Origin of the sequence: Paracoccus acridae, from assembly GCF_014642735.1 — a bacterium.
In the GTDB taxonomy this organism is placed as follows: domain Bacteria; phylum Pseudomonadota; class Alphaproteobacteria; order Rhodobacterales; family Rhodobacteraceae; genus Paracoccus; species Paracoccus acridae.
In genome coordinates this window covers 15,484-33,479 of record NZ_BMIV01000015.1, presented here as the reverse complement: position 1 = coordinate 33,479, position 17,996 = coordinate 15,484, and the positions used below count along the sequence as shown (strand labels likewise).

26 protein-coding genes are annotated in these 17,996 nt (G+C 63.7%); 5 read left to right on the top strand and 21 right to left on the bottom strand.

All coding sequences use genetic code 11. The features are described 5' to 3' along the window. Positions 1-223: 223 nt before the first annotated feature. The 17 genes from IEX25_RS20440 to IEX25_RS16115 all read right to left on the bottom strand — a co-directional run bounded on the left by IEX25_RS20440 (position 224) and on the right by IEX25_RS16115 (position 13,440). Positions 224-376 (bottom strand): YdcH family protein, encoded by a 153-nt coding sequence (locus IEX25_RS20440; protein ID WP_368856829.1) that lies wholly within the window; start codon positions 374-376, stop codon positions 224-226. A gap of 83 nt (positions 377-459) precedes the next feature. Continuing rightward, positions 460-1,595 (bottom strand): IS3 family transposase gene (locus IEX25_RS16190; protein ID WP_370463878.1). Its coding sequence is split into 2 segments (ribosomal slippage): positions 460-1,334 and positions 1,334-1,595, totalling 1,137 coding nucleotides; the frame shifts between segments, so codons are not numbered across the junction. Between the two features lie 504 nt (positions 1,596-2,099). Further along, entirely contained in the window at positions 2,100-2,846 is a 747-nt protein-coding gene (locus tag IEX25_RS16185) for a fumarylacetoacetate hydrolase family protein (protein WP_188716381.1), read from the bottom strand. Further along, complete coding sequence (locus tag IEX25_RS16180) at positions 2,843-3,781, bottom strand: sugar kinase (RefSeq protein ID WP_188716379.1); 939 nt, start codon at positions 3,779-3,781, stop codon at positions 2,843-2,845. The genes IEX25_RS16185 and IEX25_RS16180 overlap by 4 nt, the downstream gene beginning before the upstream one ends. A 3-nt stretch (positions 3,782-3,784) precedes the next feature. Then, on the bottom strand, positions 3,785-4,705 hold the full coding sequence (locus IEX25_RS16175) for an NAD(P)-dependent oxidoreductase (protein ID WP_188716377.1): 921 nt from the start codon (positions 4,703-4,705) through the stop codon (positions 3,785-3,787). After that, positions 4,702-5,436 (bottom strand): amino acid ABC transporter ATP-binding protein, encoded by a 735-nt coding sequence (locus IEX25_RS16170; RefSeq protein WP_188716376.1) that lies wholly within the window; start codon positions 5,434-5,436, stop codon positions 4,702-4,704. The genes IEX25_RS16175 and IEX25_RS16170 overlap by 4 nt, the downstream gene beginning before the upstream one ends. A gap of 52 nt (positions 5,437-5,488) precedes the next feature. Continuing rightward, a complete protein-coding gene (locus tag IEX25_RS16165; RefSeq protein ID WP_167624112.1) occupies positions 5,489-6,286 on the bottom strand; it encodes a transporter substrate-binding domain-containing protein in 798 nt (265 codons plus the stop codon). Between the two features lie 19 nt (positions 6,287-6,305). Then, positions 6,306-6,962, bottom strand: a complete 657-nt coding sequence (locus IEX25_RS16160) for an amino acid ABC transporter permease (RefSeq protein ID WP_167624111.1) — start codon at positions 6,960-6,962, stop codon at positions 6,306-6,308. Between the two features lies 1 nt (position 6,963). Then, positions 6,964-7,632: an amino acid ABC transporter permease gene (locus tag IEX25_RS16155; RefSeq protein ID WP_188716374.1), complete on the bottom strand. Its 669-nt coding sequence runs from the start codon at positions 7,630-7,632 to the stop codon at positions 6,964-6,966. Between the two features lie 66 nt (positions 7,633-7,698). Beyond that, positions 7,699-8,706, bottom strand: coding sequence for a LacI family DNA-binding transcriptional regulator (locus IEX25_RS16150; RefSeq protein ID WP_188716372.1), 1,008 nt, complete (start codon positions 8,704-8,706; stop codon positions 7,699-7,701). 130 nt (positions 8,707-8,836) lie between these two features. Further along, the gene (locus tag IEX25_RS16145; RefSeq protein ID WP_188716370.1) at positions 8,837-9,097 is read right to left on the bottom strand and encodes a DUF6525 family protein; all 261 of its coding nucleotides are present in this window, start codon (positions 9,095-9,097) and stop codon (positions 8,837-8,839) included. Positions 9,098-9,102: 5 nt separating this feature from the next. Next, positions 9,103-10,323 carry a GTP-binding protein gene (locus IEX25_RS16140; RefSeq protein ID WP_188716368.1) on the bottom strand — a complete coding sequence of 407 codons (1,221 nt, stop codon included), beginning with the start codon at positions 10,321-10,323 and terminating at the stop codon, positions 9,103-9,105. Between the two features lie 88 nt (positions 10,324-10,411). Next, complete coding sequence (locus IEX25_RS16135; RefSeq protein ID WP_229665337.1) at positions 10,412-11,269, bottom strand: DUF1206 domain-containing protein; 858 nt, start codon at positions 11,267-11,269, stop codon at positions 10,412-10,414. A gap of 199 nt (positions 11,270-11,468) precedes the next feature. After that, positions 11,469-12,533, bottom strand: a complete 1,065-nt coding sequence (locus tag IEX25_RS16130; protein WP_188716366.1) for a DUF4942 domain-containing protein — start codon at positions 12,531-12,533, stop codon at positions 11,469-11,471. Between the two features lie 4 nt (positions 12,534-12,537). Beyond that, the gene (locus IEX25_RS16125) at positions 12,538-12,702 is read right to left on the bottom strand and encodes a hypothetical protein (protein WP_188716365.1); all 165 of its coding nucleotides are present in this window, start codon (positions 12,700-12,702) and stop codon (positions 12,538-12,540) included. After that, positions 12,699-13,172, bottom strand: coding sequence for a hypothetical protein (locus IEX25_RS16120; RefSeq protein WP_188716363.1), 474 nt, complete (start codon positions 13,170-13,172; stop codon positions 12,699-12,701). Before IEX25_RS16120 ends, IEX25_RS16125 begins: the two co-directional genes overlap by 4 nt. Positions 13,173-13,182: 10 nt before the next feature. Then, positions 13,183-13,440, bottom strand: a complete 258-nt coding sequence (locus tag IEX25_RS16115) for a hypothetical protein (protein WP_188716361.1) — start codon at positions 13,438-13,440, stop codon at positions 13,183-13,185. 601 nt (positions 13,441-14,041) lie between these two features. Here IEX25_RS16115 and IEX25_RS16110 point away from each other — a divergent pair. After that, positions 14,042-14,347 carry a hypothetical protein gene (locus IEX25_RS16110; RefSeq protein ID WP_188716359.1) on the top strand — a complete coding sequence of 102 codons (306 nt, stop codon included), beginning with the start codon at positions 14,042-14,044 and terminating at the stop codon, positions 14,345-14,347. Positions 14,348-14,702: 355 nt separating this feature from the next. Here the strand turns inward: IEX25_RS16110 and IEX25_RS16105 are convergent, their stop codons facing one another. Together IEX25_RS16105 and IEX25_RS16100 are read right to left on the bottom strand one after the other, a co-directional pair. Further along, on the bottom strand, positions 14,703-15,302 hold the full coding sequence (locus tag IEX25_RS16105) for a hypothetical protein (RefSeq protein ID WP_188716357.1): 600 nt from the start codon (positions 15,300-15,302) through the stop codon (positions 14,703-14,705). A 96-nt stretch (positions 15,303-15,398) separates the two neighbouring features. Continuing rightward, positions 15,399-15,614, bottom strand: a complete 216-nt coding sequence (locus tag IEX25_RS16100; protein ID WP_188716355.1) for a hypothetical protein — start codon at positions 15,612-15,614, stop codon at positions 15,399-15,401. Positions 15,615-15,718: 104 nt separating this feature from the next. Here IEX25_RS16100 and IEX25_RS16095 point away from each other — a divergent pair, with 104 nt between their 5' ends. Continuing rightward, positions 15,719-15,880, top strand: coding sequence for a hypothetical protein (locus IEX25_RS16095; RefSeq protein ID WP_188716346.1), 162 nt, complete (start codon positions 15,719-15,721; stop codon positions 15,878-15,880). Between the two features lie 7 nt (positions 15,881-15,887). Here the strand turns inward: IEX25_RS16095 and IEX25_RS16090 are convergent, their stop codons facing one another. Both IEX25_RS16090 and IEX25_RS16085 read right to left on the bottom strand, forming a co-directional pair. Then, positions 15,888-16,136 (bottom strand): DUF982 domain-containing protein, encoded by a 249-nt coding sequence (locus IEX25_RS16090; protein ID WP_188716344.1) that lies wholly within the window; start codon positions 16,134-16,136, stop codon positions 15,888-15,890. Between the two features lie 63 nt (positions 16,137-16,199). Continuing rightward, positions 16,200-16,499 carry a hypothetical protein gene (locus tag IEX25_RS16085; protein ID WP_188716342.1) on the bottom strand — a complete coding sequence of 100 codons (300 nt, stop codon included), beginning with the start codon at positions 16,497-16,499 and terminating at the stop codon, positions 16,200-16,202. An 85-nt stretch (positions 16,500-16,584) separates the two neighbouring features. On the opposite strand from IEX25_RS16085, the gene IEX25_RS16080 reads away from it, so the two are divergent. The 3 genes from IEX25_RS16080 (at position 16,585) to IEX25_RS16070 (ending at position 17,904) form a co-directional block, all read left to right on the top strand. Next, positions 16,585-16,812 carry a type II toxin-antitoxin system VapB family antitoxin gene (locus tag IEX25_RS16080; protein ID WP_188716340.1) on the top strand — a complete coding sequence of 76 codons (228 nt, stop codon included), beginning with the start codon at positions 16,585-16,587 and terminating at the stop codon, positions 16,810-16,812. Then, entirely contained in the window at positions 16,812-17,255 is a 444-nt protein-coding gene (locus IEX25_RS16075; protein WP_188716338.1) for a hypothetical protein, read from the top strand. Before IEX25_RS16080 ends, IEX25_RS16075 begins: the two co-directional genes overlap by 1 nt. Positions 17,256-17,388: 133 nt before the next feature. After that, entirely contained in the window at positions 17,389-17,904 is a 516-nt protein-coding gene (locus IEX25_RS16070) for a hypothetical protein (RefSeq protein ID WP_188716336.1), read from the top strand. Positions 17,905-17,996: the final 92 nt, after the last annotated feature.

The window sequence follows — 17,996 nt, the reverse complement described above, 5'->3', positions numbered from 1 at the left end:
AACAAGGTAAGCGCGCGGCCCAAGTGCCGATCGAAATTCCATAAAACCCGTTCATCGCGGCCGCGATAGCGCCTGCAGGGCCTCATAGGCAGGCTGTTCTAGCAGGCCGCTGAAGTAGTCAGGCTTGGGACAGCTATGTTATAAAAAGAGAAAAGCCCCCGGCAATTACCGGGGGCCTTGCTTTCTGGAAGCTGCGCCGGCAGGTGCCGGCGCTGGCTTGGCCTCAGGTCTCAGCGGTTTCGCGCTGCAGCAAGGCAAGCTCGTCCTTGATCTCGAGCTTTTCCTTCTTGATAGCGGCGATCTCCTCGGCGCCTGCCGAAGGGCGCTTTAGAAGCTCCGCGAGCTGATCCTCGAGCGCCGCGTGACGCGCGTTCAGCGCTTCGATCCGGCCGGTGATAGAGGTGGTCCGGGATTTCCGACCAGTTTGCCGCTTCGCTAAGCTCGGGCATGGGGTTCATGTCAGGCAGCGGCTTTCAGGTTCTGGTTGGCGGTATCATAGACCTCAGCTGGCGTCAGCAATCCATGCGATGAGTGCGGACGTTTTTTGTTGTAATAGCTGATCCAGGCGCCGATCCCCTTGCGGGCCTCGGAACCGGTCTCAAAGGCGTTCAGGTAGACACATTCGTATTTGAGGGAACGCCACAGCCTTTCGATCATCCGGTTGTCGATCCAGCGGCCACGCCCATCCATGGAGATCTTTACCTTGGCATTCACCAGCACCTCGGTGAACTCGGTGCTGGTGAATTGCGAGCCCTGATCGCTGTTGAAAATCTCGGGCGTGCCATATCGGGCCAGCGCCTCCTTCAGAGCCTCCAGGCAGAAGCTCGCGTCCATGGAGTTCGACAGCCGCCAGCTGAGCACCTTGCGGCTGTGCCAGTCCATGATCGCCACCAGATACAGGAACCCCCGGCGCATGGGGATGTAGCTGATATCGGTGCACCAGACCTGATTGGGGCGGGTGATGGACAGGCTCCTGAGAAGGTAAGGGTAAATCTTGTGCTCCGGGTGCTTCTTGCTGGTCTTTGGCTCCTGATAGATCGGCACCAGACGCATGAGCTTCATCAGCCGGCAGACCCGATGGCGCCCGCACCGATGCCCCTCTCGTTGCATGTGGCGGGCCATCTGCCGTGAACCATGCCACGGCGTCTCGAGGAACTGCCGGTCGATAATGGCCATGAACTTCAGGCTCTCGGCGCTTTCGCCGCGTGGCTGGTAATAAAGGCCGGAGCGCGCCAGCGACAGCAGGCTGCATTGCCGCCGGACGCTGAGATCAGGGTGATCCTGCTTCACCGCTTTTTGCCTCCAGTGCCGAGAATGAGACTGGAGGCTGCGGACAAAAAATCGCGTTCCACAACCAACTGGCCGATCTTGGCATGCAGCTTCTCGATCTCACCGGCGGAAATCGCCGGCTCGGCAGCGTTGTTGCCGTCAAAGGCCGAGGCCATGTTCTCAATCGCGGTTCTCTTCCAGCCCGTGATCATGGTGGGGTGGATGTCATACTTCTTGGCCAGCTCAGCCGTCGTCAGTTCCTCGCGAATGGCTTCAAGAGCCACCTTCGCCTTGAACTCCGCCGAATAGCGCTTCCGTTTCGTCATGCGGATCAGTCCTTCGTCAATCGCCAGAGCTTAGCGACTGGTCCGAATTCCTGCGACCACCTCTGAAAAGATCGTCCAGACCGCAAAGCAGACGGTGAAGGCTGCGGTGGACAGGCTCAGCGCGCGACGCGCATCGCCGGAGGCAGCGGGAATGGGGACGGACATGGATGCTCCGATGGCTGACGGGGATCAGTGGCTGTCAGAAGCGCGATGCCGAGAAGCCGGGCAGGACCGGCCACACCGTGACGCTTCGGGAATTGCCGCATCGTTGCGAGCGGGCCGGTGGCGCTTCGTTGCGCCGGGCCATGAACCAGTCCTTAGCTTATGAGGGGTGCCCCCGCCCATCCATTCGGCGTTCCCCGCCCGCTGAAGATGTTTTCAGGGGCAACCTGCCTGCTTTGTGCCTGCAGTGCCTGTATCCTGGTCAGTTTGGAAACCCGTGCGGGACGAGATAACGGGCTTGAAGTCGATCGGGCAGAATCATCTTGTCGCTCGAGGCAACGGTTATTCGGCCTTGTAGTGCAGGCTGGCCGAAACCTCGGCCCCGCAGGCGGTGGCGCGGGCGCGCGTGGCGCCGTTCAGCGGCAGCGGGCCGATCCTGGCCCCGGTGATGATAAGATCGCCCCGGCGCAGCGGCAGGCCTTGCTGCGCGGCATGACTGGCAAGCCAGGCCAGGAAGGACAGGGCGTCGTCCGGGCCTTGCACGGTTTCGGCGGCCTCGACAAGCTGGTCGTCCAGCCACAGGCGGATGCCCAGCGGTCCGCTCGTCGCCTCGCGCCAGCCCTCCAACGGGTCGCCCAGCACGATCCCGCCCGCGCTGAAGGCGTCGGCCATGGCCTCCAGCGGAGCGACCGCCGTCCGGTCGGCAAAGCGCGAGGCGACGATTTCGAAGCAAAGCCGCACCTCGGCGATGGCAGCCAGGACCGCGGCCTCGTCCGCGCCGGGGGCAAGATCGGCGCCAAGGATCAGGGCGGTCTCGACCTCGATGGAGGCGTCGGGGGGCAGGGGCGGCGATGTGTCGCCCGAAGATGCGATCAGCCCGCCGGGCAGGGCGCCGGCATGACGGTCGCGACCGCCCAGCAGCGCCATCTTCCAGGCCCCTCCGCCCAGTTCGGCGATCACCGCGCGCTGCACGGCATAGGCCGCCGCCGTATCGGGCGGCGTCACCGGCAGGCCCGGCGGACGGGGCGCGCCCTTGCGGATGTCCAGCAGCGTGCGGGCGGCGGCGGCGGCGTCAAAGGCAAGGGTCATGGCAGGCTTTCGTTCGTTGGCAGAGCGGGCATCGCGGTGCGGGGAATGACTGCGCCCGGATGGGTCACGACAACCGAGGCAAGCCGCGCTCCGGCGGCAATGGCCCTGTCCACCGCCAGTCCCGCCAAGCGCGCGGCAAGAAGCCCCGCATCGAAGCTGTCGCCCGCGCCGGTGGTATCGACAGCCGCCACGGGGGGCGGCAACTCGTGTCGTTCACTCCTGTCGCTTCCGGTGGCGCAGCGCAGGACGGGTCCGCCGCCGGTGGTCAGGATGATCTCGGCATCGGTCATGCGGCGCAGGGCGGCGATGGCCTCGGCCGGGTCGGCGCTGCCGAAGCAGGCCGCCATGTCGTCAAAGGAAGGCAGCAGCAGCGAAGCCAGCTTTGCCGCACGACCGATCACATCCCTTGCGGTCGCGGCATCGGGCCACAGGGCAGGGCGGTAGTTGGTGTCAAAGACCACGACCGCCCCCTGCGCCCGCCGCTGGTGCAGCGCGTCCAGCAGCGCCTCTCGCCCCTCCGGGCGCAACACGGCCAGGGCCACCGCGGAAAGGAACAGCGTGTCGGCATGATCCAGGGCGCTAAGGTCGGTGCTGTCTTGGAACATGTCCCGGAAGGGCGACTGGTCGCGCCAGTAGGCGAAGCTGCGCTCGCCTGCCGCGTCGGTGGCGACGAAGCTGAGACCCGGCCGTGCGCCCGGACGTTCCAGCAGGAAGCGGGTATCGATGCCTTCCCCTGCTATCTGTGCGCGAAGCCACTGGCTGTGCGGGTCGTCCCCCAGGCAGGACAGGTAGCCGACCATTCCCGGCCCCATCAGCCGCGCCAGGTAGATGGCGGTGTTCAGCGTGTCGCCCCCGGCCCTGCGGTCGAAGGTCGAGGGGGCGTCGCGCCGGCTGGTGAACTCGATCAGCGGCTCGCCGATGGACAGGACGCGCATGGGTCAGCCGGGATAGGGGGTGGACAAGGGCTGGCCCGCGAAATGGGCGGCGAGGTTGTCCAGCACCAGTTGCGCCATGGCCCTCCGCGCCTGGACCGTGGCCGATCCGATATGCGGCGTCAGCACGCAATTCGGCGCATCCAGCAGCGACTGCGGCACGTCCGGTTCGTCGTCGAAGACATCCATTCCCGCCCCGGCAACGGTGCCCGAATGCAAGGCAGCAGCCAGCGCCGCCGTGTCCACGACCGGCCCGCGGGCCACATTGACGACGATCCCCTGGGCGCCGAGCGCAGACAGGACGGCGGCATCGACCAGGCTGCGCGTCGCCTCGCCACCCGCTGCGGTCACGAACAGCAGCTCACAATCCTGCGCCAGGCTGACCGCATCGGGGCGGAAGCTGTCGGGGCTGTCGGGCCTTTCGCTTCGGGCGGTATAGCTGACACCCATCCCCAGACCGCGCAGCATGTCGGCCAGCCGCCGGCCGATGCGGCCATAGCCGAGGATCCCGGCCCGCCGGTCCAGGACCGAGGAAGCCAGCCCCAGCTTGCCGCCCCCGACCCATTGGCCCGCGCGGACGAAGCGGTCGCCCTCGGCCACCTGCCGGCCCGTGGCGAGCGCCAAGGCCAGGGCCATTTCCGCCACGGCCTGCGACAGCACGTCGGGCGTCGTGGTCACGGCGATGCCGCGGCGCGCGGCCTGGGCCAGGTCCACCGCATCGACGCCGACGCCGTTCACCGCGATCAGCCGCAGCGCGGGAAGCTGCGCCATCTGCGCCGTCGACAGGCCGACATTGCCTGCGGTCACCACCGCCTCGACATCGGCGGCATTCGCGATGTCGCGCAGGACGTGATAGTCGCCTTCCAGCCGCTGGGCCATGTCCTGCGGCTTGAGGTCGGCGAGGCAAAGGATCCGGGGCCGGGTCATGCGATCTGTCCCAGGAAGTTGCGCAGGCGGTCATTCTGCGGGTTGCCGAAGAACGCATCGGGCGCGCCTTCCTCGACGATGACGCCCTTGTCCATGAAGATCACGCGGTCGGCGACGGCGCGTGCGAACTCCATCTCGTGCGTGACGCACAGCATGGTCATCCCCTCGCGGGCAAGGTCGATCATCGTGTCCAGAACCTCCTTGACCATCTCGGGGTCGAGGGCCGAGGTCGGTTCGTCGAACAGCATGATCCGCGGCTTCATGCACAGCGCGCGGGCAATGGCCACGCGCTGCTGCTGGCCGCCGGACAGCTGGGCGGGATACTTGTCGGCCTGTTCGGGGATCTTGACGCGTTCCAGGTAATGGCGGGCGGTCGCCTCGGCCTCGGCGCGCGGGGTCTTGCGCGTCTTCATGGGCGACAGGACGCAGTTCTCCAGCACGGTCATGTGCGGGAACAGGTTGAAGTTCTGGAACACCATGCCGACGTCCTGGCGCACCTTGGCGACGTTGTCGCCGCCCGCGGTCAGTTCCACGCCGTCCACTACGATGGAGCCGGACTGGATCGGTTCCAGCTGGTTGATGGTGCGGATCAGCGTGGACTTCCCCGACCCGGACGGGCCGCAGATGACGATGCGTTCCCCCCGCCGCACGGTCAGGTCGATATCCGCCAGGGCATGAAAGCCGCCGTAATACTTGTTGACGGCGCGCATGATGATCGCGTCTTCGGTCATGGTCCTGCTCCCTGCAAGAAGCGGCCCGGCCGCGGGGGCCGGGCTGTCGCGGTTACTCGGCGGTCTTGACGAAGTCGGGCAGCGGCTCGCCCAGCCATTTCTGGTGGATTTCGTCCAGTGTGCCGTCGCTGCGGGCGGTCTGGACAAAGGCGTTCACCTTTTCCAGCAGCGCGTCGGATCCTGGCGCCACCGCGATGCCCTGCACCTGGCTGGACAGGTCGAACTTCTTGTCGAACTTGCCTGCCGCGACCTTGTCCACCTGCAGGAAGACCACGTTCGACAGGCCGATCAGGTTGACCTGGCCCGACAAAAGCGCCTGCACCGCGCTTGCGTCGTCGTCGAAGCGGCGGATTTCCGTGCCTTCGGGGGCGACCTCGGTCACGCCGGTGTCCTGGGTCGAGGCGCGGGCCACGGCAATGGTTTGTCCGGCCAGGTCGGCGGGTTCCGCCACCTCGGTTCCCGTTGCGCCATAGACGGCGATGCTGATGCCCGCATAGGGGGCCGAGAAATCGACTCGCTGGGCCCGCTCCTCGGTGATGCCGAGCGAGGCGACCAGGACGTCCACCTGCCCCGACAGCAGGTAGGGGATGCGGTTCGGCCCCGTCACCGGCACGATCTGCGCCTGCACCCCCAGCGATTCCGCCAGGGCCTTGGCCACGTCGGCGTCATAGCCGTCGGGCGTGCCCGAGGCGTCCTGGATGCCGAAGGGCGGGAAATCGACCAGCATCCCGACCTTGATCGTGCCGGCGCTTTCGATGGCGGCCAGGTCTGCGGCGGATGCGGGCATGGCAAGGCCCAGGGCCAGCGAGGACGCGGCCAGGGCGGTGAACAGGCGACGGTTGAGCTTCATGGTTTCTCCTCCTCGAGATTCAGCGGGTGACGGCAAGGCGCATCCGCGCCTCGAGCCTGCGGGCCATCAGCGACAAGGGCCAGCACAGGATGAAATACAGGATGGCCACGGTGCCAAAGACCAGGAACGGCTTGAAGGTGGCGTTGTTGACGATCTGGCCCGCGCGGGTCAGTTCGGTGAAGCCGATGATGGATGCAAGCGAGGTGCCCTTGATCAGCTGCACCAGGAAGCCCACCGTCGGCGCGGTGGCGATGCGCATGGCCTGGGGCAGCACCACATGGCGCATCCGGTGGGGATATGACAGCGCAAGGGCCGTCGCGGCTTCGGTCTGGCCCGAGGGGACGGCCTCGATGCTGCCGCGCCAGATTTCGCCCAGATAGGCGCTTGCGTGCAGCGTCAGGGCGACGGCGGCGGCCAGCAGGGGGTCGATCGGCAGGCCCACTACGGCCAGCCCGAAATAGACCAGGAACAGCTGCATCAGCAGCGGCGTGCCCTGGAACACCTGGATGAAGCCCGCCGAAATCCGGCGCAGTGCCTTGCTGCCCGAGGTGCGCGCCAGGGCGATCAGCAGGCCGCCCACCGCGCCGCCCAGGAAGGCCACGGCCGACAAGACCAGCGTCCAGCGGACGGCCATGACGATGAACATCACGTCGGCGGATGAAAACTCGCGGATCATGTCAGCGGCTCGCGGGATAGGTGAAGAAGGCGCGGCGGACGACGCCGAACAGCGTGGAAAAGCCGAGCGCCAGCAGGAAATACATCACCGTCAGGACCAGGTAGATCTCGAAGCTGGCGAAGGTGCGGGCGTTGAGGTCCGCCCCCGCCGAGGCCAGGTCGTTGGCCGAGATGACCGAAACCACGCTGGAGGTCAGCATCAGGTAGATGAACTGGCTGGTCAGCGCCGGATAGATGTTGCGCAGCGCGGGCACCACGACGACATAGCGGAAGATATGGACCGGGCTGAGGCCAAGCGCCCGCCCGGCCTCGATCTGGCCCTTGGGAATGGATTCGATGCCCGCGCGGATGATCTCGGTCCCGTAGGCGCCGACGTTGATGACAAGGGCCACAAGCGCCGCCGTGTTGGGCGACATCGAGATGCCTACGGCGGGCAGCCCGAAGAAGATGAAGAAGATCTGGATCAGGAAGGGCGTGTTCCGGATCACCTCGACATACACATCGACCAGCCACCGCAGCGGGCGGATGCCCGAGGTCTTCGCGACCGCGCCCAGCAGCGAGACGACAAGGCCCAGGATCATCGCCAGGAACGACAGCCGCACCGTCAGCCATGCCCCGTAAAGGAGCAGGTCGAGGTTATCGAAAACCGGCTGGAAGTTGAACTGATACATCTGCCCTCCCCTGCGGATGTGTCGCTTCCCTTATTTAGAACGATCTAAAACAGAATCGACTGGAAGTCAAACCTTTTGGAAGCTGCTGTCCCTGACGACCAGCCGGGGGGCCACGATGTCGCGTTGCGGCACCGCGGCCGGATCGGCCAGCCGACGCGCCAGAAGCCCTGCCGCGTTCCGCCCGATGCGTGGCGCGTCCATGGCGACGCTGGTCAAGGCGGGATGGGTCAGTTCGGCCAGGGGAAGGTCATCCAGGCCCACCACCGCGATGTCGCGGCCCGGTTCGCATCCCGCGCGGCGCAGGCCCGCCATCAGGCCGGCCGCAAGCACGTCGTTGAAGCACAGGACCGCATCGGGCCGTGTCCCAAGCGCGAGGATCTGCGCCGCCGATTGCGCCGCGCCTTCCCAGGTCAGGTCTGCCTCGACAACGCCCGCATTGGTGATCCCGGTTTCGGCCAAGGCGCGGGCAAAGCCCGACAGCCGTTCCTCTCGGGCCGAGGTACGGGCGGTGACGGACAGGAATGCAAGGCGGCTAAAGCCTTGTTCGACCAGATGGCGTACGGCAAGCCCGACGGCCGCGACATAGTCCGCGCCGGCGAAATCCAGCGGCGGCCCCACTTCGCGAAGGGCCTGGACCAGCGGCATTCCCCATCCCGCGATGCGGACCGAAAGCTGGGGTTCCGTGCCAACGGCAGGGCAGAGGATGACCCCGTCCACCCCATGCCCGCGAAACCGCTGAAGGATGGCGTCCTGGCGCCATGGATCATCCCGGCTGTTGGCAAGCAGCACCACACGATCGTCCTGCGCCATCACATCCTCGACCCCCGACAGGAACTCGGTGAAGAACGAGTTGACGAGGTTGGGCACGATCACGCCCACCGTCCGGCTGGAATTATTGCGCAGCCGCGCAGCGCCGATGTCGCGGACATAGTCCATCTCGGCCATGATCCGCTCGACCCGCTCGCGGGTGTGGTCGGCAACCAGGGGGGATTTCCGCACCACCAGCGATACCGTTGCCCGCGACACCCCCGCGGCCTGCGCGATTTCTTCCAGCGTCACCCGTTTCTGCCGCATTCGCCGTCCCCCCGTGGCCTTGCGTTATGCGCCAGGGGCGGGGCGGGCTGTCAAGCCTGCTGCAGAACGGCAGTGCGATGACGACCGTCAAGTGGATGCCTGCACCGGTGGGACGTCGAGTTGCCCTGTCTCAGACCGGATAATCCGGCCCCCACGTCCTGATCGCGTCCCGGCGCAGCATCGCGCGTTCAATGGCGTCAAGCCGGTCGCAGCGGTCTTCCGCATTGCCGTTCCGGCCCGCCTTCCGCCAGATGCGCGCGGCTGAACGCGCGCTCCAGGGCAGGGCGGCCCGGGCCAGCCAGCCGCGAAGCTCTGGCGGCAGATGGTCGAACTCCTCCATCGGCCGGGCGCGCAACCGTTTCCGGAGCGAAGTCGAAAGGTTCCCGCCCATGGTCGTCAGGCCGCCCCGCGAGCGCCCCAGGCGGGGAAGGGGTCGGGCAGCTTGGCCCAGCTTTCGGGGGCGAAATCGTCACCGGCGACAAGGGCGGCGTCAAGGGCACCGGTGATTGCGGCAGGGTCCATGCCTGCGCCGATGAAGACGATCTCCTGCCGCCGGTCGCCCCAGGGATCTTGCCAAAGGCGGGCAACGGCATCCAGGCCTTCGGTCACCGTGGGCCAGTGCTTGCGCGGCACGCCCGCCCACCACCGCCCCAAGGGACTGACCGAGGAGATCGCCTCGGCCAAGCTGAACTCGGCCACCCAATCCGGGCGCGAGGCGATCCAGAAATGGCCCTTGGCCCGGATCACGCCGGCCAGGTCGCCGTTCAGAACCGCATGGATCCTGGCGGGATCAAAAGGCCGCCGCGCGCGATAGACGAATGAGGAAATGCCGTATTCCTCGGTCTCCGGGATGTGGCGGTCGAAGCCGTAAAGCTCTTTCGCCCAAAGCGGATGCTGATACGCCCGGTCAAAGTCGAACAGCCCGGTATCGAGGATCAGCGCAGCATCGACGCGGGCGAAGTCGGTCTCGATCAGCCGGGCATCTGGGTTCAGCGCGCGGATGATGCTGCGTGCCTGGGCCAACCGGTCGCGGCCCGCGGCCGTGATCTTGTTCAGCACGATCACGTCTGAAAACTCGATCTGGTCGGTCAGCAGGTTGGCCAGCGTCCGGTCGTCGCCACCGCCCAGGCTTTCGCCCAGGTCGGACAGGACGTCGTGGCTGGAGAAATCGCGCGTTAGGTTCGCGGCATCGACCACGGTGACCATCGTGTCCAGTCGCGTTACGTCCGAAAGGCTGTGGCCTGCATCGTCACGGAAATCGAATGTCGCGGCAACGGGAAGGGGTTCGGCGATGCCGGTCGACTCGATCAGCAGATAATCGAACCGGGCTTCTCGCGCCAAACGGCTCACCTCGGCCAGCAGGTCGTCTCGCAGCGTGCAGCAGATGCAGCCGTTGGTCATCTCGACCAGGGTTTCCTGCGACCGCGACAGTTCGGTTCCCGCGCGAACCAGGTCGGCGTCGATATTGACCTCGGACATGTCGTTGACGATCACCGCGACGCGGCGGCCGTCGCGGTTGTTCAGCACATGGTTCAGAAGCGTGGTCTTTCCGGCGCCCAGGAAGCCCGACAGGACGGTGACGGGCAGACGGGGATCGTCCAAGGATGAAGGGGGCATCGGCGTGTCCTGAAACGTAATAACGTAACACTCCCTATATCCGGTCACCGGGACGCCATGCAAGAGGCGATTGCGCCGGGGCTGCGGGTCAGCGGCCCCCGGTCGCCCCGCCGATCAGCTTGTCCGCCAGGCTGCGGATGTTCGGATCCGAGGCTTTCGGGACGATACGGTAGGCCGCATTGACGAAGCAGAAGATCGCGAATCCGACCAGGCCCAGGCAGACCCCGATCACCAGAAGCCGCCCATACGCCTGTTCCGACAGCCAGGAAAACGCCTCTCCGACGCCGCCGGCCTCTTGGGGATTGGCCCGCCAAGCGGCGAACAGGAACAAAAGCCCGATCACCCCGATGACGACGCCCTGCGCCATCACGCCTGCCTTCAGCACGCTGTTCCACCGGGCGGTGAAGTGGTTGGCGCGCAGGTGCTTGCGATAGTCGTTGCGCCAGCCTTGCCGCAGGTAATAGGCGCCGGCACCCAGGATCAGCAACGCGACAAGGCCGATCAGCCAGCGGCCCCCCGGCCAGGCCATGATCGCACCGACATAGCGCGGGATGCTTGAGCGTTCGCCTTCGGACCCGGAACCGAACAGCAGCGAGAAGGCCAGCACCCCGATCCCCAGGTGGATGATGCCCGTCACCACCATGCCCAGCCGGGCGACAATGCCCTTGGCCTCGCTGCCGTAATCCTCAAGATCCCAGACGGCGTCGACCACGCGCCAGACGGCATAGGCCGGCATCCCCAGAAGGATCAGGAACAGCGCCGCCCCGCCGCCCCAGCTGTTCTCAAGCCAGCCAAGGGCCGAGGACGTGTCCTGCGCCTGTCCACCGCGATAAAGCGACCAAAGCGAAATCCCCGCCACCGCCAGATAGACCAGCCCCCGCCCGCCATAGCCAAGCCGCATCAGCGGGATCGCCCATCCCATGTCGTTTCCAGCCATCTTCGCCATGTCTCATCCCCCTGCTTGCGCCTGCGCCACCGGCGCGCCTATCGCAACCGGGTCGACATGCCCTGCGCATGCAGGCGCAGCACGTCCTCGATCTTCCTCATCGGCAGTCTCCTCATCGCGCCCCTTCTTCCGCTGTCGCAACAGCTTCTGGGTAGCGCAGGTGGTCTGCCTCAGACCCGCCCCGCGTGACGGAGCCCGCTCAGATCAGCCTGGTCGGATGCGGCTGGAACGGGTGGTCGGATGATCGTGGAATGCCCGGTCGGATGTTCATGGAATGTGTGGTCGGATCACCGTGGTGCGCGCACACCTCGTCCATGATCCGGCCGTCACCGCATGACGGCTCAAGGATCTGCTCGCCGCCTGACAGGTGCAGGGCGCTGACAATCTCCTGCGCCACGCGGCGGGGCGTGGGGTAGAATTGCAAATCGCGGACAACCTCCGTGCTTGGCCGCTTTGCCTCGGCCTCAGTGGGTGCGTCGGGAAGAACCTCGCCATAGAACTCGGCCAGGGCGCGGTTGATGTCGCGCCGTCCATCCTCGTTGAAGATCAGATGCACGTTGCCGTTCTTGAAGGCGCGGATGAAGCCCGCGCAGCAATCGGCCTCGCCGTGCCGCTCGGCCTCCTTCATCATGTCGGCAAACTCGCGGTATTCATAGCGTGGCTGGCCGCGATAGACGCGCAGGGCGTTCAAGGTGTCCTTCAGCCGCTCCTGGCCCCATCCGTTCCAGCCGGTCGCGCTGCCGATGATGATGCGCTTGGGCAGGCCCTCGACGCCGATCTTGACCTTGGAATGGCTCTTATAGGCGGGGTCCAGATCGCAGAAGCACTCGGCCAGACCCTTGAGGACGTGAAAGCGGGGGTCCAGCGGGTAATCCCCGAACACTTCCGCAAGATTGGGCAGGGTGAAGGGCAGGGGGTTGGTCAGTTTCAGATCAAGCTGCTTGCGGTCCTTGGCACTGGCAATGCGCTCGATCTGCAAGCCGTCATAGACATGCTTCCAGGCCGAACGCAGCAGGGCAAGGCGCACATCGCGTTCATAAAGGCTCGGGCTGCGGGAAAAAATCTGCCCGCCATAGGCTCCGCCGATGCAGGCCGCGACGTTGATTGCCGTCTCGGCCTGGTTGAACTCGGCAATTGCCTCGGGAATGGCCGCGGCCTTCTCGTCATACTCGGCCACGATCTCGGACAGGCTGCGGCGCAGCGCCGGCGCTGCATGTTCCTGCGTCTCTCCGATCTTCGGAAACTCGGTGTTGTGATAGGTCATGTCGTCATCCTTGGCCCAGGAAACGCTCGAAGGCGGTTCGGCCGTTGTCCGTTACTTCCCAGACCTCATGGCCGTGGCGGCGCGCGAAGCGCCAAGCCATGGCCTCGGTGTCATGGGCGCGGGGAAGGGCGCAGGGATGCGCCCTTGTCTCGATGATCCGCCATGTCATGCGGTCGCCTCCTGCCGGGCGGCGAAGGCATCAAGCATGAGATACAGTGTTTCCATTGAGGGACCGTCGCCATAGACAACGGCGCGGCCCGCAAGGGTCGGGTCGGCTTCGCACTTGGCGCGGACGCGCCTGTCATGATCGAGATAGGCGTTGACGGTGAAGCGGCTTTCGCCTGCGCCGCTGTCATAGAAATAGACGTGCCACTTGAGAAGCTGGCCGGGGTTGTCGTCGGCTTCGGCCATCAACTCCTGCGCGGCCAGGGTCTGAACCTCGACGGACCGGGCGCAATCGCGGATAAAGCCGTTGCTCTTTGGTCCCTTGAAGTCGGCGCTGTCGCGGATGCCGAACACGTTGCCTGGGCAACGCTCGGCCACAAGGCGGGCCAGGATCTGTGCGCTGCGGGCGCTGCCGGTGGCGGCGACATAGGGCGCCGGGTGCATGTCGATCTGGACCACGGAAAAATAGGTCATCGCCGCCTCCTTACTGGCTCAGGGCGGCATAGGTGCCGCAATCTTCGTAGCGGATGATCGGTTCGCCGGTCTTGGACAGGCCGCCCCAGCAGGGGCCGACGAAACCTGCAATTTTCGGCTGGCCCTGCAACTCAGGGCGCAGGCGGGGGCGGGTCTCGGTCCCTGTGATCTCGGTGCCCATGTTCTCGACCCATGCGGCCAAGTCGTCGGTCAGCACGCGGCTCATGCCGCTGTCGTCGGTCATGGTGACAATCTCGAACAAAGCCATTCCGGCCTCCTTGTGGTGGTGCCCTTTGCCGGTCTGGTGCCGGATAATCGGGCGGGGTTTCTGGCGAGGACCGCGAAGCGGCGCCTCTCCTGAAACCCTGCCTCCCGGCGAGGGCAGGAGGGGGACCCAGGCAAGGTTGGACGTCAGGGGCGAAGGGGAGGGGGATCACCCGGCCTGCACGAAGCCGCAGGCGCAGGAAGGCCGGGGAAACCCCTTCGCCCCGTGAAGCGGACGGCCTTGCGTGGGGAAACCGGCGGTTCCCATGAACGGACACGCGCCCTTCGCGCGTGGCCCCACAAAGGGCAGGGGCGTTCGGCTTGTCCGAATCCCCCGGCCAGGCGCGGTCCCGCGCCTTTGCCTCGATCCCCGCCCTTCGCGGGGGTCTCTCCATCATCTTTCCCGCTCAAAGCTATCCAGCCTGCCGCCCCTCTACAGGCGGCGGGCCTTGCAGGGCGGCGAGCTGGACGCGCCCATCAAAGAGCGAAGGGAAGCGAGCCGCCCTGTGGGAAGGTTTGACCAATGGTATGGGAGTCAGCCACAAAGTATTGACGGCAATGTTCCAGTGGCATTTCTGCTGTCGTATCAGTGAGAGACGTTAAGAATGGCAATTGAATTAGCTGTTGCGGACTACCTGCGGTTTGCAGGCACAGGCTTGTCATTAACGGGAACCAGTATCTTGGCTTTCCGAGTTACGGGGCTTCTGAAAGCACTAGGGGAGGTCGCGAAAATACATGAGCAGAACATCAAGCAGCTTGCAGTAGCTGTGGAAAACCCACGTGTAGACCTCGTGTACGCAGTCAACTCGCCTAAATGGATCGCTGATGCACAGCGGCAGTGGGCACTGTGGCTAGGCTTTTTTCTAACAATTTTTGGAGGTGCCCTCCAGTTTGCTTCTACGATTTTTTGACGCTGTTGTTGTCTGCCATTAGACAAAATTAGCCAGCTTGGCATGCAACTGCTCTAAATGCACCCAACCGCCCGCCCGGTTGACCACAGGCTGACGCTCGATCCCTGTGGTCTCGCTTACAGCCTGCTTCGGCCTCCCGCCTCCACTCCCAAGGTCGTTGCGGCGCGAGGCTGGACAACCGGGTTCCCCCGCAAGCGATCTTCACCCGACAGGGCCGAGACTGGACCCGTTAGCCGACTATTGCGGCTTTTCCCGCGCTGGCTGGCTCGGGACGAGACAGACGGCGCGGGAAAAGCCGCAAAGGAGGGGCAGGGGTCAAGGCTCGGGGCGAAGGCCGGCGACAGCCGGGCGCAGCCTAGAGCGCGGTCCCGGCCAAAGGACGGGAGGCGGCATAAAGAAGCCACGAGTTGATGAGGACATAAACTATTACAACTGCTGCTAGATATTCAATATATATGTTTTTCTTTATAAGACCATAAACTACTGCTGGCGCAGCAAAGACATACATACCGATGGCAATCATCATGGTAATGCCATATGCCGCCCAAAAACCTGCAGTATGCTCGTTTTCAAATATGACCAGCACTGCGGCAAGAGTAAAAACAGAAAATATTGCAAAGACAAATCCGTCCCATAATATCATGGGAGCTTTAAGACCTTCGCTCCTTGTCTTGTCATTAACATCATCTTTGCGCCTATAGCTCATCGCAGTATAATATACTACCATTGCTAAAAACGCTCCCACTGGAATATTGAAGGTTTTTAACGTTATCGGTGCAGCATCAAACGCAGCTTCTAAATAGGCCAGAACCTCATCAGCCTTCGAAAATATCATTACTAATATTGCCGTCAAGACACCGAAGCCGAAGGATACTTTTAGATTTAGCCACCTTTCATGCAAGAAACTTAATAGCTCTTCGTCTTTAATGTGCTTCTTAATATCTATCTTGAACATCGAACCACCTCCTAGATGTTAGAAGTGAAATAATGATTTTTCGTCTCGTAGCAAAGTGATATTTCATTACTGAAATGCTTGCCGAGATTCGTCCTGTCACTGGTTACTTGCAGCGTCATAGTCTGCCAGCAGTTTTTCCAGGCCCAGCATGTCGCACAAGAACCTGACCGCCTCCGGGTCATTTTCTTCTGCCTGAAAGGCCGTGGCATAGAAGTTGTCGGACAATGCTTTGAGGGCACTGGCCCGTTCGGGCGTGAGGTCTTCATCGGTCGATGCGTATTCAATGTCGGCGGCGGCGTCCCGGGCTGCCATGACGATTGCCGTGACGATTATTGGCAGATTTCCAGTCATTGCCTGCTTGTGTTGGGTAAGGTTTATGGCGGCGGACCAGACAGCGGAACAGGAAGGAATGGAAGATGGCAGATGATGTTGTTCGCAAGGTGGTGGGCTATCTGCGGCAGATCGAGGATCTGGCCGATAAGGGTGATCTTGACGGTGTTCTGCTTGAGGCGCGTCTTGCGCTTCGTCTTTGCAATGCCCCGTCCCGCAGCGACACGACCTCCGGCGCGGGGGCGTGAGCCACTATCAATCGCGAACGAATACCCCGGCTGACGTTAGTGCCTGGATGAACTCGGCCCTGACTTGCTCGGGCGTCACAGGGCCTTCGGCAAAGGCGATGCAGGAACCGGCCGCCTGTCGGTAGGCAGGATCGGCCGGATCGCAATGTTCCATCAAGGCCCTGCCCATGCCGTTGGCATCATTGACGATGCGAAACCGGTTGTCGGTCTCCTGGTAGGCTACGGGCCTGATCGTGCGCAGCCCATCCTTGGTCATCGTTGCCTCCATACCTGTGAAGGATCAACGCGGCATTGGGTGCGATGTTTCCGCGACGGGGGCTCAGGCGCGGCGGCGCAGGATCACCAGATAGAGGAACATGCCCCAGGCAAAGAGGTCGACCACCCGCTGGATATAGACCAGCACGAGGTGCAGGCCGTTGCCGATGAGAGGCAGCAGCGTCAGCGCCTCGCCATGATAATAGAGCGTCATGGCGAAGGCGAAGTTGACCAGCAGCAGCAGGACCGCCGCAGCCTTCAGCCCGCCGAGTTCGTCGGCGGGCGTGCCGTGCGCGAAGCGCAGGGCATCGACCGGCTGCAACACCAGGAAGCGGATGCGGCCCGTCAGGGTATCGGGTGGCATGGCCTGAACTTCATTCTAACTTGCCCCTGATTATGCCATTGTATAGACTAATTCGCAATTACTGTGCATACCCACTAGGACGCACATGGGCAAGTTATCCATCCGCGATGAAGGCGTGAACGATCTGGCGGAAACGCTGGCGGAGATGCTCGGTGTCACCAAGACGGAAGCGGTGCGGCAGGCGATCCAGCACGAGATCGAGCGCCTGCGATCCATCCCGACCATCGAGGACCAGATTGCCGCCTTGCAGGAGAAGGTGAAGGACTACGGCTTCAAGTCTACGCACATCGTTCCGCCGAAGGGCAAACGCTGATGTTCATTGATAGCTCTGCCTTCCTTGCCATCCTGGGCAACAGGTCTGACGCGGCCTTGCTGGTGGAAAAGATCAAGAACAGCCGCAAGCCGTGCAAGACCTCGGCCAGCGTGCGCCTCGATGTGGTCATGGCCTTGGCCGAAAGCCGCGCGGATACGCGCGGCGTCTCTGCCAAGGCGGTTGAACAGGCCACCGAGATATTCGACAGCCTGCTTCAGATCCTGAACGTCTATGAAATCGTGGTCAGCCCGCGCATCGCAGCGGATGGATGCAGGCTTGCGGCCCGGTTCGGCCCGCAGGCGGATCACCCGGCGAAACTGACGGTGCAGACCTGTCTGGCGCTTGCGGCCGCGGAGTCGCTGCACCTGCCGGTGCTGCACAGCAACCCGGCGATCGACAGGATTACGCAAGAGGACTGGACCGCATGGCGGGAAGCAGGATGACGGTATCCAAAGATGCCGCATCAACCTTCATGTTCGATGATGCGCCCGCTAGTTCCTGCGTAGTATATCGCCTGACAACCCGAGGCAGATCGGTAATGATGAGGCCTCTACCCTAAATTTTGCGAGGCTTCGCTTGTTGCTTCCTCTCTTTGCATCTCTCGGTCTCGTCGCCGTTCCTGCAATCCTGATTGTCGTTCTTGCCCGAGTGGAAGGAAGTCGTATCGTAAACGCGCTTCGCTTTGCCGCCGCTTTTCTTCTTTTTGCTCCGCTTGTTTTGGGCTTACGCAAGCTCATCAATGCACCAATGACTTGGCCTGACATGGGGCATTATTTAGGGGGCAGCGAGGAGCAGATAGCCCTTGTCGCGTTTCTTTTCACTTGTGGTCTGCCTGGCTTACTTTGGCGTCGCGCACCACGAAGGGGCTTCTTTGTCGCTTATCTCACCTTCCGCGCAGTGCTCACGTTCCTCGTGACTGCTGGAAGCATTGTTAAGCGCGGGCTTCAGTCTGGGCTTCCTGAAATTCTCGCGTATGTAGCTATTGCAATTTTTCTTTTCCTCTGGTCACGCCAAGGAAAAGCAAACGGTGACGTTCGTTCAGAAGCTCGCAAGCAATACAACCAGCGGGTTGAACCCACTTTTAGAAGCTGATGGCTGACGGCGCAGCCGTCTCCGCTTGGCCGCGTTCGCGGCTCCTGCGCGGACAGCGCAGGGCCAGGCGGGGCGGGGCCGGCGGCTCCGCC

Excerpts from the sequence above, each read along its gene's own strand:
- IEX25_RS16185 (WP_188716381.1), bottom strand. The coding sequence starts at position 2,846 with ATGACCCTTGCCTTTGACGCCGCCGCCGCCGCCCGCACGCTGCTGGAC.
- IEX25_RS16180 (WP_188716379.1), bottom strand. The coding sequence starts at position 3,781 with ATGCGCGTCCTGTCCATCGGCGAGCCGCTGATCGAGTTCACCAGCCGG.
- IEX25_RS16175 (WP_188716377.1), bottom strand. The coding sequence starts at position 4,705 with ATGACCCGGCCCCGGATCCTTTGCCTCGCCGACCTCAAGCCGCAGGAC.
- IEX25_RS16170 (WP_188716376.1), bottom strand. The coding sequence starts at position 5,436 with ATGACCGAAGACGCGATCATCATGCGCGCCGTCAACAAGTATTACGGC.
- IEX25_RS16165 (WP_167624112.1), bottom strand. The coding sequence starts at position 6,286 with ATGAAGCTCAACCGTCGCCTGTTCACCGCCCTGGCCGCGTCCTCGCTG.
- IEX25_RS16160 (WP_167624111.1), bottom strand. The coding sequence starts at position 6,962 with ATGATCCGCGAGTTTTCATCCGCCGACGTGATGTTCATCGTCATGGCC.
- IEX25_RS16155 (WP_188716374.1), bottom strand. The coding sequence starts at position 7,632 with ATGTATCAGTTCAACTTCCAGCCGGTTTTCGATAACCTCGACCTGCTC.
- IEX25_RS16150 (WP_188716372.1), bottom strand. The coding sequence starts at position 8,706 with ATGCGGCAGAAACGGGTGACGCTGGAAGAAATCGCGCAGGCCGCGGGG.
- IEX25_RS16145 (WP_188716370.1), bottom strand. The coding sequence starts at position 9,097 with ATGGGCGGGAACCTTTCGACTTCGCTCCGGAAACGGTTGCGCGCCCGG.
- IEX25_RS16140 (WP_188716368.1), bottom strand. The coding sequence starts at position 10,323 with ATGCCCCCTTCATCCTTGGACGATCCCCGTCTGCCCGTCACCGTCCTG.
- IEX25_RS16135 (WP_229665337.1), bottom strand. The coding sequence starts at position 11,269 with ATGGCGAAGATGGCTGGAAACGACATGGGATGGGCGATCCCGCTGATG.
- IEX25_RS16130 (WP_188716366.1), bottom strand. The coding sequence starts at position 12,533 with ATGACCTATCACAACACCGAGTTTCCGAAGATCGGAGAGACGCAGGAA.
- IEX25_RS16125 (WP_188716365.1), bottom strand. The coding sequence starts at position 12,702 with ATGACATGGCGGATCATCGAGACAAGGGCGCATCCCTGCGCCCTTCCC.
- IEX25_RS16120 (WP_188716363.1), bottom strand. The coding sequence starts at position 13,172 with ATGACCTATTTTTCCGTGGTCCAGATCGACATGCACCCGGCGCCCTAT.
- IEX25_RS16115 (WP_188716361.1), bottom strand. The coding sequence starts at position 13,440 with ATGGCTTTGTTCGAGATTGTCACCATGACCGACGACAGCGGCATGAGC.
- IEX25_RS16110 (WP_188716359.1), top strand. The coding sequence starts at position 14,042 with ATGGCAATTGAATTAGCTGTTGCGGACTACCTGCGGTTTGCAGGCACA.
- IEX25_RS16105 (WP_188716357.1), bottom strand. The coding sequence starts at position 15,302 with ATGTTCAAGATAGATATTAAGAAGCACATTAAAGACGAAGAGCTATTA.
- IEX25_RS16100 (WP_188716355.1), bottom strand. The coding sequence starts at position 15,614 with ATGGCAGCCCGGGACGCCGCCGCCGACATTGAATACGCATCGACCGAT.
- IEX25_RS16095 (WP_188716346.1), top strand. The coding sequence starts at position 15,719 with ATGGCAGATGATGTTGTTCGCAAGGTGGTGGGCTATCTGCGGCAGATC.
- IEX25_RS16090 (WP_188716344.1), bottom strand. The coding sequence starts at position 16,136 with ATGACCAAGGATGGGCTGCGCACGATCAGGCCCGTAGCCTACCAGGAG.
- IEX25_RS16085 (WP_188716342.1), bottom strand. The coding sequence starts at position 16,499 with ATGCCACCCGATACCCTGACGGGCCGCATCCGCTTCCTGGTGTTGCAG.
- IEX25_RS16080 (WP_188716340.1), top strand. The coding sequence starts at position 16,585 with ATGGGCAAGTTATCCATCCGCGATGAAGGCGTGAACGATCTGGCGGAA.
- IEX25_RS16075 (WP_188716338.1), top strand. The coding sequence starts at position 16,812 with ATGTTCATTGATAGCTCTGCCTTCCTTGCCATCCTGGGCAACAGGTCT.